The sequence below is a fragment of the Candidatus Binatia bacterium genome (assembly GCA_036563615.1).
Classification (GTDB): Bacteria; Desulfobacterota; Binatia; order UBA12015; family UBA12015; genus DATCMB01.
This window is the reverse complement of record DATCMB010000004.1, coordinates 165446-180592: the sequence shown is the minus strand read 5'-3', so window position 1 is coordinate 180592 and position 15147 is coordinate 165446. Positions and strand designations below refer to the sequence as shown.

Annotated in this window: 11 protein-coding genes; 5 read left to right on the top strand and 6 right to left on the bottom strand. The window is 72.1% G+C overall.

The features are described 5' to 3' along the window. Positions 1-13 precede the first annotated feature (13 nt). Positions 14-1231, bottom strand: a complete 1218-nt coding sequence (locus VIS07_00780) for a hypothetical protein (protein ID HEY8514029.1) — start codon at positions 1229-1231, stop codon at positions 14-16. A gap of 217 nt (positions 1232-1448) precedes the next feature. On the opposite strand from VIS07_00780, the gene VIS07_00775 reads away from it, so the two are divergent. Together VIS07_00775 and VIS07_00770 are read left to right on the top strand one after the other, a co-directional pair. Beyond that, positions 1449-2414 (top strand): COX15/CtaA family protein, encoded by a 966-nt coding sequence (locus VIS07_00775; GenBank protein ID HEY8514028.1) that lies wholly within the window; start codon positions 1449-1451, stop codon positions 2412-2414. 195 nt (positions 2415-2609) lie between these two features. Beyond that, entirely contained in the window at positions 2610-4028 is a 1419-nt protein-coding gene (locus tag VIS07_00770) for a HAMP domain-containing sensor histidine kinase (GenBank protein ID HEY8514027.1), read from the top strand. 53 nt (positions 4029-4081) lie between these two features. Here the strand turns inward: VIS07_00770 and VIS07_00765 are convergent, their stop codons facing one another. From VIS07_00765 to VIS07_00750, 4 genes are read right to left on the bottom strand one after another with little or no spacing between them, the layout of a single operon-like run. Beyond that, positions 4082-5197 carry an ABC transporter ATP-binding protein gene (locus tag VIS07_00765; protein HEY8514026.1) on the bottom strand — a complete coding sequence of 372 codons (1116 nt, stop codon included), beginning with the start codon at positions 5195-5197 and terminating at the stop codon, positions 4082-4084. Next, a complete protein-coding gene (locus VIS07_00760) occupies positions 5194-7002 on the bottom strand; it encodes a hypothetical protein (GenBank protein ID HEY8514025.1) in 1809 nt (602 codons plus the stop codon). The genes VIS07_00765 and VIS07_00760 overlap by 4 nt, the downstream gene beginning before the upstream one ends. Before the next feature lie 4 nt (positions 7003-7006). Then, positions 7007-8365 (bottom strand): sulfatase, encoded by a 1359-nt coding sequence (locus VIS07_00755; GenBank protein HEY8514024.1) that lies wholly within the window; start codon positions 8363-8365, stop codon positions 7007-7009. Beyond that, a complete protein-coding gene (locus VIS07_00750; protein HEY8514023.1) occupies positions 8362-10266 on the bottom strand; it encodes a CRTAC1 family protein in 1905 nt (634 codons plus the stop codon). Before VIS07_00750 ends, VIS07_00755 begins: the two co-directional genes overlap by 4 nt. Positions 10267-10426: 160 nt before the next feature. Between VIS07_00750 and VIS07_00745 the strand changes: the two genes are divergently transcribed. The 3 genes from VIS07_00745 (at position 10427) to VIS07_00735 (ending at position 13798) form a co-directional block, all read left to right on the top strand. After that, on the top strand, positions 10427-10936 hold the full coding sequence (locus tag VIS07_00745; GenBank protein ID HEY8514022.1) for a coiled-coil domain-containing protein: 510 nt from the start codon (positions 10427-10429) through the stop codon (positions 10934-10936). 128 nt (positions 10937-11064) lie between these two features. Next, positions 11065-12873: an extracellular solute-binding protein gene (locus VIS07_00740; protein ID HEY8514021.1), complete on the top strand. Its 1809-nt coding sequence runs from the start codon at positions 11065-11067 to the stop codon at positions 12871-12873. 1 nt (position 12874) lies between these two features. Then, complete coding sequence (locus tag VIS07_00735; GenBank protein HEY8514020.1) at positions 12875-13798, top strand: ABC transporter permease; 924 nt, start codon at positions 12875-12877, stop codon at positions 13796-13798. On the opposite strand, the gene VIS07_00730 is transcribed toward VIS07_00735, so the two are convergent. After that, positions 13737-15092 (bottom strand): AMP-binding protein, encoded by a 1356-nt coding sequence (locus VIS07_00730; GenBank protein HEY8514019.1) that lies wholly within the window; start codon positions 15090-15092, stop codon positions 13737-13739. The genes VIS07_00735 and VIS07_00730 overlap by 62 nt on opposite strands. Positions 15093-15147 lie beyond the last annotated feature (55 nt).

Here is a 15147-nt window from a genome sequence, read left to right as displayed (position 1 = left end):
TCCTCGAAACGTCTCAGAACGGATAGTCGAGCGACACGGCGACGATCTCGCCCGGACGGTATCCGTCGTCGCTGACCGGCGTCGACGCGTACGCGCTGACCGACAGATCCGACCACGGGTTGAAGCGGATGCCGCCGCCGAAGTTCACCTCCTTCGTGCCGAGCTGCGAGCTGCCCGCGACGATGCGGGTGCTCGGCAGCACGACGTCGAAGCGACGCGAGTCGAACAGGTCGATGTCCTTGCGGTAGAAGTTCGCGTTCATGCCGACCTCGGCGAGCAGCGCGGGAATGATCTGCGCCGTGAGGCTCGCGGAGATCGAGCCGTTCGACAGCACCTCGGTCGAGAAGTCCTGCTCGTAGCCGCCGGCGAGGTAGAAGCCGAGCACCTCGGACTGGTAGCTCGCGAGCAGCAGCGCGCGCAGGCTCGTCGAGTCCGTGCCGGTGAAGCGCGCCTCGCTCGCCGTCGGTAGCCGCAGCTCGAGCTGCGCGCCCAGCGCGACGCCCTCGATGTCGAGCGGGAAGCCGTACTTGGTGTCGAGCACCATGTTGCCGAAGTCGAAGTTGGTGCCCTCGTTGAAGCCGCCGGGGAAGGCGATGCGGTTGAGCCGCGTGTCGATCAGCGTGTTGCCGAGGTCGGGCGCGTGCACGCCGCGGCGCGCGAACTGGGCGATCTCGTCCTGGCCCTGGAGCTGCTGGACGAGATAGCGGCTCGAGACGTCGGTGATGATCAGCGGCAGCGTGATGCCGACGTCCATGTTGTCGAGGATGGTGTAGCGACCGGCGAGCCGGACCACGTAGACTTCTGTCTTGACGCGCGCGGCGACGCCCAGGTCGAGCCGCGGCCCATCGGGATTGAAGCGGTCCGCCGGCACGTTCACCACGACCGCCGTCGAGTCGCGGCCGGCAAGCTCGTCGAGCTCGAACCAGGCGAACGACACGATGCCGGTGAAGCTTCCCTTGCGCGCGAAGCGCGCCGACGGGACCATGCCGCTGCCGAGGCTGTCGCGCACCGCGACGTAGGTGTCGAGCTCGGGGTCGTAGCGGTAGCTCAGGCCGACGTTGGTCACCGGCGGCAGCTGCGACACCGTCTGCAGGATCGAGCGCGCCACCGCCTTGTCGATGTTGCGCGGCGCGAACTCGCTGATCGGGATGGGCTGCGCCGCGGCAGCGCCGGCAAAGGCGAGCACCGTGGCGACGAGCGCGGCAGCCCGCCCGGTGGCCCTGATCGCCATCCTTTCACGCATGGATCGGTCCCCCTCTGCGTCACCTCCACGCCCAGCCGCGAACTACGGCGACCGGATCGCGCGTCGGGCCCCCCGCATATACGACCCGTCAGGGATGTAAATAGCTGGCGAGGGCGTGCGTGCGGTCCGGCGTCGGCGAGCCGCGGCAGGTCCGCGTCCGCGGCCGACGCGGCGCCGCGGGCGTCGGCATGCTACGCGTGGCCTGGTGAGCCTCGCCGCCTACGCCGCGCTGGTCCTCGGCTGGAACGTCGCCGTCATCTTGTGGGGCGCCTTCGTGCGGGCGACCGGCTCGGGGGCGGGCTGCGGCGCGCACTGGCCGCTGTGCAACGGCGAGGTGGTGCCGCGGGCGCCGGAGATCGAGACGCTGATCGAGCTCACGCACCGTCTGACGAGCGGCGTCGCGCTGCTGCTCGTCATCGGCCTGCTGGTCTGGACGCTGCGGGCGCGGCCGCGCGGCGACCGCACGCGGACCTGGGCGATCACCAGCATGGTCTTCATCATCGCCGAGGCGCTGCTCGGCGCGGGGCTCGTGCTGTTCGAGCTCGTCGCGTACGACGCGTCGGCGATGCGCGCCTTCGCGATGGTCGCGCACCTGCTGAACACCTTCGCGCTGCTCGCCGCGCTGACGCTCACCGCGCGCTGGGCGGCGACGCCGCCCGAGAGCGCGAGCGCGCCGCGCGCGCACTCTACCTGGCCCGTGCTGCCGATCGCGGCGATGGCGGCCGTGGTGGCGATCTCCGCGACGGGCGCCATCGCGGCGCTCGGCGACACGCTGTTCCCGGCGCGCTCGCTGGTCGACGGCATCCGCCAGGACTTCTCGCCGACCGCGCACTTCCTGCTGCGCTTGCGTGTCCTGCACCCGATCCTCGGCGTCGGGCTCGGCGCGTTCGTCGCCGTGACCGCGGCCGTGGTGGCGCTGCGCAGCGCCGAGCGTCGAGCATCACGGATCGCGTGGGCGGCGGTCGCGACCGTCGTTCTGCAGGTCGCGTGTGGCTTCGTGAACCTGCTGCTGCTCGCGCCGGTGTGGCTGCAGCTCGTGCACCTGCTGCTCGCCGACGCGCTGTGGATCGAGCTCGTTCTGCTCGCGTCGCTCGTGCGCACGGCCGTGCCCGTGGTCGCCGTGGCGCCCGCGACCGTCGCGCCCGCTCCGCTCGTCGCCCGCGAGGGCTGAGCGCGCAGATCGCGGATCGCGCGCGGCCGAGTGCGCGTCACAGCGTGCGCGCCTCCGAGCGCGCGGCACGGCGCCTCGCAAGGCTCGATGCTCCGCGCCCGCTGCGGCGCGCGCGACGTTTCGCAAGTCGCAACCAGAATCCGCCGAAGCTTCCGGCAGAGGCCGGCCGGAACGCGGCCCGGGGAGCAAGGCACGATGTTTCAGACGACGGTGAGCTTCAAGCACTTCGGCGGCGGGCAAAAGGGGATCTTCCTCGTCCTGCGCTACGTCTTCATCACGGTCGCCGCCTACCTGCTGATCTTCCAGAACCCGGACGGGCAGATCGGCACGATGCAGGCGGTGATGGTGGTCGCCGCGCTGGCGAGCAACCTCGTGCTGTCCGCCGTGCCGGCGAACTTGCTGTTCGCCTGGTACGTCGAGGCGCCGGTGCTGATCGCCGACACGCTGTGGGTGTCGTGGGCGATCCACTCGACGGGCGCGATGGGGCAGGAGTTCTTTCTGCTCTACTTCTTCGTGCTGTTCCTCGCCGCGACAAGCCAGAGCCTGCCGATGGTGCTGTTCGGCGCGATCTTCGTCAGCGCCGCCGACATCTACTTGACGCCGAGCGGCCAGCTGCTGACGACGCCGCGGCTGCTGCACGTGGTCTTCTTCTTCACGGTCGCGCTGTTCTACGGCGAGGTGCTGAACCAGATCCGTCGCGAGCGTCAGCGCGCCGACCGCGGCTTCGCCTGGGCGCGCGAGATCGAGGGCAAGGTCAACAAGCGGACGAGCGCGCTGCAGCGGATGTACGTCGACCTGCTGGTGGCGACCATGGCGCGCGCCGATCGCACCGCGGCGGCGTGCCGCGAGCTGCGCGCCAAGCTGCAGTCGATGCACGAGGACGCAAGCCACCTGCTCGACCCGAGCACGGCCGCGGACCCGGTCGAGCAGCGCCGCCTGCTCGGCGGCGTGCGCGACGGCGCGCACGCGCTGCTGCACGTCGTCGGAACCCTCGAGGGCGTCGCCAACGCCGACGACACGCGCGCGCAGGTCAGCCTGCAGCCAGTGCGCGTCGACAACCTCGTGGCCCAGGCGCAGCGTCGCGAGCGCCCACGGCTCAACCCCGAGGTCGAGCTCGTGTGGAAGGTCGATCGCGACCTGCCGACGATCGAGAGCGATCCGCTGCGCCTGCGCATCATCCTCGAGAGCCTGATCGACAACGCCGTCAAGTTCACCTCGAAGGGCTCGATCACCGTCGGCGTGCGCAACGTCCCGGAGCGGCGCGAGGTCGAGCTGCGCGTCGACGACACCGGCATCGGGCTCGACGTGCGCGAGCTGCCGCGGCTCTTCCAGCCGTTCCGCCGCCTCGAGGAGAAGGGCGATCCGCACGCGCGCATCGGCATCGGGCTCGCGCTGGTCGAGCGGCTCGTCGAGCAGCTCGGCGGCGAGCTGACGGTGCGCTCGTCGCTCGGGCGCGGCTCGAGCTTCATCGTGCGCGTGCCGCACGAGGCGGCGCGCGAGGCGCAGCCCGAAGCTGTCGCGACGACGGCCGAGGCCGCCGAGACGTCGCCCGCAGACAAGACGACGTCAGCGCCGGCCGCGGGACCGCTGCCGACGGCGGGCGTGGCCGCGTAGCGCGCGGGCTGCTCCGAGAGCGGCTCGCTCGGGCGCGCTCTCCGGGAGCTCGTTCAGCCGTCGGCGGGCAGCAGACGCAGGTGTCGCGCCGGCAGACGCAGCCAGGCGTCGCTGCCGGGCGCAAGGTGCGCCGCGGGCTCGTCGGGGCGCGCGAGCGCGACGATCTCGTCGCCGCTCGCCGTGCGCACGACGACGCGCACCGTCGCGCCCTGGAAGGCGGTCGCGGCGACGCGCACCGCGAGCGCGCCGTCCTGCGGCGGTGCGACGTGCAGCTCGACGTGCTCGGGACGCGCGAGTAGGGCGGCCGCCGCGCCGCGCGCGAATGCCGGAGCGTCATCCGGCAGATCGACCTCGAGCACGAGGACTCCGGCGACGCGCACGCACGCGCGCCGCTCGCGCACGTCCTCGATCGTCACCGGCAGCACGTTGCCGCCGCCGATGAAGCGCGCGACGAACGCCGTGCGCGGCGCGCGGTAGACCTCCTGCGGCGTGCCGATCTGCTCGATCCGTCCCGCGCGCATCACCGCGAGGCGGTCCGAAAGCGCCAGCGCCTCGTCCTGGTCGTGGGTCACGAAGACGAACGCGATGCCGACCTCGCGCTGGATCCGCGTGAGCTCGTCGCGCATCGCCTGGCGCAGCTCGACGTCGAGGGCGGAGAGCGGCTCGTCGAGCAGCAGCGCGCTCGGGTGATTGACGAGCGCGCGCGCGAGCGCGACCCGCTGCTGCTGCCCGCCCGACAGCTCGTCCGACCGTCGCCCGCCGAGGCCCTCGAGCCGCACCATGGCGAGCATGCGCTCGACCCGTCGCCCGACCTCGTCGGGTGCGAGCCCCTTGGCGCGCGGCCCGAACGCGACGTTGTCCGCGACCGTCAGGTGCGGGAACAGCGCGTACTGCTGGAAGACCGTGTTGACGTTGCGCCGGTACGGCGGCACGCGCGTCACGTCGGCCCCCTCGAGCAGCACGCGTCCGGAGTCCGGCGTCTCGAAGCCGGCGAGAAGTCGCAGGAGCGTCGTCTTGCCGCAGCCCGAGGGTCCGAGCAGCGAGAAGAACTCGCCGCGCGCGACCGCGAAGCTCGCGCGGTCGACGGCGAGGACGTCGCCGTAGCGCTTGGTGAGCGCGTCCGCGGCGACGACCGGAGCGGTGGAAGCGGTGGACGCGAGCTCGTTCATGGACAGCGTGGCCGACGCTCGAGCTCGAACAGCCAGACGGTGTTGGCGTCCATCGGCCGCGGCGCGAGCGTGACGCGACCGTCGTCGGCGCGCGTGCAGCCGGCGTCGTGCCAGCGCAGCGGGCTCGATCGCTCGCCTTGCCAGACGACGCCCTCCGGACCGCCGACCGTCAAGTAGCGCGCGACCCAGGCGCCGGACGGCAAGCCGACGACGTCGAGCTCCACGTCGCGGGCGAGCGCACGGCGCAAGGGCGCGTCGTCCTGCACGGGCTCGTTCTGGTGGTAGACGACGAGCACGCGCACGCGGTTGCGGCTGCGGGTCGCGAGCGCGTCGAGCGAGCGCGCGATGCGTCCCGCCGCGTCGCGCGCGGCCTCGTCCGTGGAACGTGCGACGTCCGCGCGCCAGCGCCGGCCGCCGTAGACCGCGACGCGCGGCAGGCCGTGCGTGCGACCCGTCGGCGCGAACTTCAGCGTCTCGCCGTCGTCCACCGTGCGCAGCTCGCCCGCGAGCACGCCGAGCATCCCGTACACCGCGGCCTTCGGGTACGGCGCGAGGCCGTGGCCCTCGTCGAACGAGTGCGTGAGCCAGCTCGCCGTCGACACCACCTTGCCGGAGTCGAGAAAGAGCCGCTGCGCCTCGGCGTGCCAGCTCGCCGCGAACAGCGTCGTGTCGAGGCGCTGCGCGCTGCGCTCCTCGAACGGCGCGCGGACGTCGTGGTGGATCTCGAGCTCGTCGACCTTGATCGGCTTCACCTCGAGGCCGGCGTCGCGCTGCGCCTTCTCGAGCCGCGCGACGCGCTTGGGCAGGAACTCGTACAGCGTCGTGTCGGGCGTCTCGTAGAGGCTGAGCGAGATCACCGGCAGGTCCTGCCAGCGCACGTCGCCGGACGCGTCGAGCTCCTCGCGCAGCGCGCGCAGGTAGATCGCGAGGTTGTCCTCGCCCGGGAAGGTCGCGCTGGTGACGTAGTTGCCGGCCTGGATCGAGACGGCGGGCGCCGCACGCCGGATCGCGCGCACCGTGGCGACGAAGGTGCGCGCGTAGTCCTGCGGCGAGCCCGAGTAGCCGACGTGGTGCGGCTTCGGATCGTCGCCGAGCAGGATCAAGCAGTTCGGCTCGTTGATGATCGACACCCGCCAGCCGTCGGTGCCGAGGTCCGCGAGAGTGCGGAACGCGCCTTCGACGAACGCGCTCCAGCCCTCGAGGTCGGCCACCGGCGCGCCGTTCCAGTGGTAGAAGCCGTAGTCGACCTTGCCGCCGGTGAAGGCGGACGGCGCCGACGAGATGTTGAGGTGCGGCGCGACGCCGGTCTTCAGCAGGCGCTCGACCGCGAGGCGCAGCGGGCGGTAGTCGACCACCAGCTCGCCGTCGACGCGGCCGACGAGCTCGTTCGCTGCCGCGGCGCCCGGCACGCCGTCCTTGCCGCACTCCCACGGGTGGACGTCGGGGTGTGCGTCCGACTTCTCGGCGCGGTCGCACCACGGCGCGATCTCCGGCGCCCAGTTGCCGCCCAGGATGGTATTGACGCGCGCAAAGCGCAGCCACGGCGCGCGCTGCACGAGCCAGCCCTCGCCGACGTACTCGCTGACGTCGGGCTGCTGCACACCGAACCTGAGGTAGAGCTTCCACAGGTTGATCTCGTCCCAGATTGGCGCGATCCGCCCGATGCGGTCCGACGCGTCGACGGTGAGCACGACGTCGGCGGTGCTGCGCCGCTCGCGCGCTTCGAAGACGGCGACGACCACCGTCGCGAGGACGGCGAGCACGACCAGCAAGCGGGCGAGCAGGGTCGTGAGGTTGCGCGGCATGCGGTCAGCGGACGTAGCCGAGCGCGCGCAGCTTCGCTTCGTGCTCGGCGTCGATCACTGGCACGTCGGCCAGGTTGGCCGGGCGCGGCGCGGCGGCGAACGCCTCGAGCGACGCGCGCAGCTCGGCGGCGGCGCGCGGGTCGTCCAGCGGCTTCTCCTCGCCGGGGTCGCGCGCGAGGTCGTAGACGAAGGTGTACGTGCCGGCCTCGGCTGCACGACGAACGACCTTGTGGTCGCCCGCGTAGCCGACGAGGACGCGCTCGCCCTTCTGGTCGATGTCCTCGACCCACACGTCGTGCGGCTCGTCGAGCGAGGGCACGTTCGTTCCCTCCGGCGTCGGGACGCCGAGCTCGCGCAGGATGGTGGCGAAGATCGCCGCGGTCGACACGCGGCGCGCGACGCGCTCGCCGGCGCGGCGGTCGCCCGGATACTTGACGATCAGCGGCACGTGGACCATCGGCTCGAAGGGCGGCGTGCCGTGGCTGTACATGCCGTGCTCGCCGAACAGCTCGCCGTGGTCGGACGTGACGACGATCAGCGCGCGCTCGTAGCGTCCTTGCTCGCGGAGCGCGTCGAGCACCTTGCCGATCGCGTCGTCCGCGACGGCGATCTCGGCGTCGTACTGCGAGACGAAGTGGGCGATCATCTCGTCGGTCGGCTTCGTTCCCTGCCAGACGAGCTCGCTCAGCATGACGCCATGCTCGGGGCGGCGTCCGGGGAACCTGGCGTCGAACGGCGGCGGCGGATCGTAGGGCTCGTGCGGATCGATCGCGTTCCACAGCACGAACGAGGGCTCGGGGTGCTTCGCGAGCCAGTCGACGATCCGACCGTAGACGTGGTTCGCGTGCCAGAAGTTGCCGGTGACGTACTCGCCGAAGCCGCGGTGGAAGCCGAACAGCGCGTCCAGATAGGTGCTGTTGCCGATGAAGGCGACGGTGTTCCAGCCGCGCGCCTGCAGGAGCTCCGCCAGCGTCGGCACCGACGGGTTGAGCGGCATCGCCAGGATCTTGTCGCCGGGGACGCGCTGCGCGCCGTGGTACGACGGCCAGCGTCCGGTGAGGATCGAGCCGTGCGAGGGCACCGTCCACGTGCCGGGCGAGATCGCGTTCTCGTAGACCACGGCGTCGCGCGCGAAGCGGGTCAGGTTCGGCGCCGTGTCGCGCTCGTAGCCCCAGAGCGGCAGGTGATCCGCGCGCAGCGTGTCGACGACGATCAGGACGACGTCCGGCTTCGCGTCGGGTGCGGGCTCCTTGCGCGTGCACGCGGGGCCCATGACCACCGCGACGCACAGCAGGGCGAGCAGGGCGAAGCCGCGCTCGCTGCGCACGCGGCGCGCGCAGCGCGGCGAAGCGGCGTCGCTCACTCGCCCTCCACGATCTCGAGCGTGCGGTCGACGGCGACGTCCTCGAGCACCTGCGCGCGACCCGACGGCCAGTGCACCACCAGCCTGTCGACGTTCTCGCACGCGGCGAGCCCGAAACGCGGCGGCGTCACGGATTGCGAGAAGTAGCTCGTGCCGCCGTTGTGGTACCGCATGCGCCGCTCGCCGCAGGCCTCGACCTCGATCCATGCACCGAGGCTGTCGCGGTTCGACTCCCGGCCATGCAGCACGAGCTCGATCCAGTGCCCCCCGGCGGTCGCGTTGCGTAGCAGACGGTACGGACCGCGATCAAAGGGCGGCGCGCCCCAGCCGTTCGTCAAGAACACGTCGACGCGTCCGTCGCCGTCGAAGTCCGCGAAGTGCGCCGCGACGCCGCGGCCGTCGCCGCTGTCGGGAGACGCGCCGGTCGAGCGCGGCATCGCGACGAAGCGCTCGCCGCGGTCGTTCATCAAGAGCACGTTGCGCGCGCCCGCGCCGTCGACGCCGGAATCGACCAGGTAGAGGTCGAGCCAGCCGTCGTCGTCGACGTCGACCCACTGCACCGCCTGGCCGTTCACCGACGCGGCCGACGGCAGGCCGCGGCCGACCTCGAGCGCGCGCTCGAAGACGCCGTCCTGGTTGCGCCACACGACCGCGCCGCGCGGCACGTCCGTGCGCAGCCCGACCGCACGCGGGCGGGAGGCGCCGTGCACGATGCCGCTCAGGTGGTGGTCGCCCGCGCCGCGCCAGCGCAGGCGCCAGACGTCGCGTTCGCCGCCGTCTTCCGCGGGCTCGCGCCAGAGGAGGAAGGTCGGAGCAACGTCCTCCGGAGCGCGCTGCATGGCCTGCGCCGCCGCGCAGGCGAAGCGTCCGGGCGCGCTCGGCGACGCGTCGCCGCAGCGGATCTTCTCCGGCGCCGCGGGCGAGCCGTTCTCGTAGAGCTCGATCTCGACGTCGCTGCCGGCCGTCGTCTCGAAGTCGAAGCCGACGGGCTCGTCGTGCGCGAAGAACGCGAAGCGCAGCGTGCCGTCGCCGACCTCGAGCGCGGTCTCGGTGAAGTCGACGCCGAAGCTGGTCGCGAGATCGAGGTCGCCATCGTTGTCGAAGTCGCCGAACGCCGCGCCCTGCACGGGCTCGGCGATCGGCTCGAGGCCCACCTCGCGCGTCACGTCGCGGAACACGGGACCTTCCTCGTTGCGCAGCAGCCGCAGGCCTTTCGGCGTGCCGGTGAGGAGGACGTCGGGATAGCCGTCGCCGTCGTAGTCGCCCCAGGTGATGCGCGTCGCGGAGTGCGCGGCCATGCCGGACGCGTCCGAGAGGTCCTCGAACGTGCCGTCGCCGAGGTTGCGGTAGAAGCGGTTCGGCGACGCGAAGTTGGCGAGCACGAGGTCGAGCTGGCCGTCGGCGTCGGCGTCGAGCCAGGCGAGCGACCGCGAGCGCCCGCGCGGGTCGATGACGCCGGCCTGCGTGGCGACGTCCTCGAAGGTGCCGTCGCCGCGGTTGCGGTAGAGGTGGTTCGCCTTGGTGCCGAGGCCGCGGTTGGCGCCGACCGAGACGTAGAGGTCGAGCCGTCCGTCGCCGTCGAAGTCGGCGAAGCCGGTGCCGTGCTGGTCGCCGCCCGGCGCGATGCCGGAGCCCGCGAGGACGTCGGTGAAGGTGCCGTCGCCGCGGTTGCGGAAGAGCACCGCGCCGGTGCCGTGGTTGCCGACGTAGAGGTCGAGGAAGCCGTCGCCGTCGACGTCGCCGACCGCCGCGTCGTAGGTCGGCGCGCTGCGCGCGAGGCCCGCCTCCTCGGTCACGTCGACGAAGCGCACGCTCGCGAGCCACGCCGCGCGGTCGCGTCCGTCGCCGCCGCGGCAGGCGACGAGCGCGGCGAGGCACAGGCAGGCAATGGAGCGCCGCATGGGCATCGCGCTGTGTAGTCGACATTCGGCGGCTCGGCCAACGTCCGCGCTCGTGAGGCCTTCTTGTGCACGCGACGCCGTCCGATGCGCGGCATGCACGGCGATCATGGTTTGCGGCGCGCGCGTTGCCTGCGCGAGGTGACGCGGCTACCGTCGCTGCGTGGCCCGGGTCGCGATCGACACGCTCGCGCTCGCGCAGAAGCTGCGCGACCGGGCGGGCTTCACGAGCGAGCACGCCGAGGAGACGGCGCGCGCGATCGCCGAGGCGCTCGACCCGGAGGTGGCGACGCGGTCGGACATCGAGGCGCTCGCAGCGGTGATGCGCTCGGAGATCGCGGAGCTGCGGGGGGAGCTGCGAGCCGAGATGAGTGCCCTCGCGGGTGAGCTCCGTGCGGAGATGAGTGCCCTCGGGGGTGAGCTCCGTGCGGAGATGAGTGCCCTCGTGGGTGAGCTCCGTGCGGAGAGGAATGCCCTCGCAGGCGAGCTGCGCGGCGATCGGGCGGCGCTCCGTGGTGAGCTCGAGAGCGACATCAGCGCGCTGCGTGGCGAGCTGAAGAGCGACATGGCGGCGATGAAGTCGGATCTGACGCGCCTCGTGCTCACCGTGGCGACCGGACAGATCGCGCTGCTGCTCGCGGCGATGTTCTCGCTGCAGCGTCTCGGCGGGTGAGGCGCACAGCGGCGGGCGCTCGCTCCCGAGCCGGCGGCCACGCGAGCGCAATCCTGCGCGCGCGAGCGCGACGCGCTCCGCAACGGCGCATTTGTGCGCGCGCGGACGCGACCGTATAACGCCGCCCCGTGACGCGGTGGACGCGGGGGCTGCTCGGCGCTTGGACCGGGCTCGTGCTGGTCTTCCTGTACCTCCCGCTCGCGGTGCTGATCGCGTACTCGTTCAACCGCTCGCGGCTCAACATCCTCTGGGAGGGATTCACCCTCGAGTGGTACGCCGCCGTCTGGCGCGACGCCGCGCTGGTGCGCTCGCTCGAGAACAGCCTGATCGTCGCGCTCATGACCACGCTCGCTTCCGTGGCGCTCGGGACCGCCGGCGCCTGGCTCCTCCACCGCCATCGCTTCCGTGGCGCGCGGCTCCTGCAGACGCTGCTGCTCGCACCGATGGTCGTGCCCGAGGTGATCCTCGGCATCAGCCTGCTGCTGCTCTTCGTCGCGCTGCGCTTCGAGCTCGGGTTCGCGACCGTCGTGATCTCGCACGTCACGTTCTGCGTGCCGTTCGTGATGGTCGCGGTGCAGGCGCGGCTCGCCGATCTCGATCCTGCGCTCGAGGAGGCGGCGCTCGACCTCGGCGCCACGCCCGCACGCGCGTTCGCGCGCGTCGTCGTGCCGCAGCTCGCGCCCGCGCTCGTCGCCGGCGCGCTGATGGCGTTCACGCTGTCGCTCGACGAGCTGATCGTCACCTGGTTCACGGCGAGCGCGTCCTCGCGCACGCTGCCGCTCGAGATCTTCGGCCGCGTGAGGAAGGGACTCGATCCGACGCTGAACGCGATCTCGACGGTGTTCGTCGTCGCGAGCATCGCGCTGGTCGCGGTGAGCGAGCTCGCGCGGCGCAGCCGGCCGGGGCGCCGCGGCGCGGTCGTCGTGCTGCTCGCCGCGCTGCTGACCGCGTCGGGGTGTACGAGAAGCAACGCGCCGCAGGAGCTGAACCTGTTCGCCTGGTCGGAGTACGTCCCGCAGCGCGTGCTCGACGCCTTCACCGACGAGACCGGCATCAAGGTCAACTACGAGTCGTACGCGTCGAACGAGGAGATGCTCGCCAAGCTGGTCTCGGGGGCGACGCAGTACGACCTCGTGCAGCCGTCGGATTATGCCGCGGAGGCGCTGATCGCGGAGGGCCGGCTGCAGCCGCTCGACTGGTCGAAGATCCCGAACTTCGAGAACATCGCGCCCGAGTACCGCAACCGGCCGTTCGACCCCGAGCAGAAGTACACCGTGCCGTGGATGGCGGGCACGGTCGGCATCGTGATCAACAGCGAGCGCGTGCCGGAGGACGTCGACAGCTACGCCGAGGTCTTCCAGGACAAGCACAAAGGACGCATCGTCGTGGTCGACGACCCGCGCGAGATGGTGAGCTGGGCGCTCGCGACGCAGGGCATCCCGATCAACGACATCAACCCGACGACGCTCGCCAAGGTGAAGCCGGTGCTCGCGCGCTGGCTGCCGCTCGTCAAGGTGTTCGACTCCGACAGCCCGAAGACCGCGCTGCTCAACGGCGACGTCGACCTCGGCATCGTCTGGTCGGGTGAGGCGGCGCTGCTCTACAACGAGCACCCGAAGTTCCGCTACGTACTGCCCGAAGAGGGCGCGCACGAGTTCGTCGACACGCTGGCGATCCCGGCGAACGCGCGGAACCCCGACGCCGCGCACGCCTTCCTGAACTACGTCCTGCGTCCCGAGGTGAGCCGCGAGATCTCGCTCGACTTCCCGTACACCAACCCGAACCTCGCGGCGCGCAAGCTCTTGACGCCGGAAGAGCTCGCCAACCCGGCGAGCTACCCGCCGGGCAACCCGAAGCTCGACGGCTTCCGCGACATCGGCGAGCAGGCGGTGGCGGTGGACCGGCTGGTCACCGACCTCAAGGCGGCGGGTAGCTGACGTGTCCGCGCCCGCGGACGTTGCGCTCGGCGGCGGCGTGCGCGGAGGGCGGCGTGCGACGTCGCGCGCGACCACGTGGCTCTTGCTCGCGCCGCTCGTCGTCTGGGTCGCGGCCTTCGTCGTCGCGCCGGCGGCGATCATGCTGCTCTACAGCTTCGCGCGCCGCGGCACGCTGGGCGGCGTCGTGCTCGAGCTCACGCTCGACAACTACGCGGCGGCGTTCCGCGGCGCGTACGCGGTCATCCTGCTGCGCTCGGTCTGGTACGCGGCGCTGACCACCGCGATCTGCCTCGTCGTCGGCTACCCGGTCGCGTGGACCATCGGGCGCGCGAGCGAGCGCTGGCGCGGACGGCTGCTCGCGCTGCTCATGATCCCGTTCTGGACGAGCTTCCTGATCCGCACCTACGCCTGGGTGACGCTGCTCAAGAGCGAGGGGCTGGTGAACGCGCTGCTCTTGCAGGTCGGCCTGATCGCGGCGCCGCTCGAGATGCTCTACACGCCGGGCGCGGTCGTGCTCGGGCTCGTCTACACGTTCCTGCCGTTCATGATCCTGCCGATCTACGCGAGCGTCGAGCGGCTCGACCGCTCGCTGGTGGAAGCTGCGTTCGACCTCGGCGCGCGTCCGCTCGCCGCCTTCGTGCGCGTCGTGCTGCCGCTCACGACGCCGGGCATCGCGGGCGGCGTGCTCTTGGTGTTCGTGCCGGCGCTCGGGCTCTACGCCGTCAACGACATCCTCGGCGGCGGCCGCGTCGACATGATCGGCAACGTGATCGAGAACCAGTTCCGCGGCACGGCGCGCAACTGGCCGTTCGGCGCGGCGCTCGGAACGCTCCTGCTCGCGCTGTTCGCGCTCGCGGCGTGGCTCACCCGCGCGTGGCGGTTTCTCGATCGAGACCGAGATCGAGCGCCAGCCGTCCGCGCCTGACCTTGCCGGTCGGCGAGTGCGGGATCTCGTCGACGCGGAAGATGCGCTTCGGCCGCTTGTAGGGCGCGAGCCGCTCGGCGAGCCACGGCGCGAGCTCGTCGGCGTCCGCGTCGCCGACGATGGCGGCGCAGACCATCTGGCCCCAGCGCTCGTCGGCGAGCGGGAAGACCGCCGCCTCGCGCACGCGCGGGTGCTCGAGCAGCACGCGCTCGACCTCGAGCGGGTAGACGTTGACGCCGCCCGAGATGATGAGGTCGTCGCGCCGGCCGTCGAGGTAGAGAAAGCCGTCCTCGTCGAGGCGGCCGAGGTCGAAGACGCTGAACGCGTCGCCGCGCCAGGCGCGCGCCGTCTTCTCCGGGTCGCGCCAGTACTCGAAGCGCGCGTGGCGCGGCACGGTGCACCAGATGGTGCCGTCGGGGTCGATCTCGATGCGACGTCCGCTGCGCGCGCGTCCGACGGTGCCGGGACGCGCGAGCCACTCGTCCGGCGAGCAGGCGGTGAACTGGCCCTCGGTCGAGCCGTAGAACTCCCACACCGAGCCCTTCGGGAAGCGGCGCAGCGCCTCGCGCTTGAGAGCGTCGGGGCAGGGCGCGCCCGCGTGCGCGAGCAGGCGGAACGACGACAGATCGGTGCGCGCCTCCGGGTCGGCCGCGAACAGACGCTGCAGGTGCGCCGGAACCATGAAGGCCGAGGTCGGCCGGTGCTCGTGGATCGCGCGCACCAGGCGCTCGACGTCGAAGCCGCCGAGCAGCACGACGTCGCCGCCGGCGAGGAGCGCGCCGGTCGAGAAGCGCAGCGGCGCCGAGTGGTAGAGCGGCGACACGACGAGGTGCACCTCGTCCCGCGAGAAGCCCCAGAGCTCGCGCTCTTCCAGGATCAGCGCGCGGGCGTCGTCGTCCGCGAGCACGCCCGACCAGACGCCCTTCGGCTTGCCGGTCGTGCCCGACGTGTAGAGCATCGGGCGCGCGAGCGGCACGTCGGCGATGTCGATCGGCGGACCTTCGAGCAGCGCCGGCAGGTCGGCGTCGCGCAGCACGAGCGAGGGCTGCGCGTCGTCGAGCAGCGCCTGCTGCTCGAGCGGCACGAGCGCGGGGTTCAGCAGCACCGGCACGACGCCGCTGCGCAGCGCGCCGAGCGCGGCCGCGAGGTAGGCGGACGACGAGTGCGCGATGATCGCGACGCGGTCGCCGCGCCGGAGCCCGCGCGCGCGCAGCGCGCCCGCGGCCCGGCGCTGCGCCGCCTCGGCGTCGCGCGCGGACACGCGCTCGACGCGCACGTTGCGATCGGTCGGCATGGGCTTGCGTCGTAACGCACGGCGACCAACGGCGCCCGCCGAGCCGCTTTCGTCC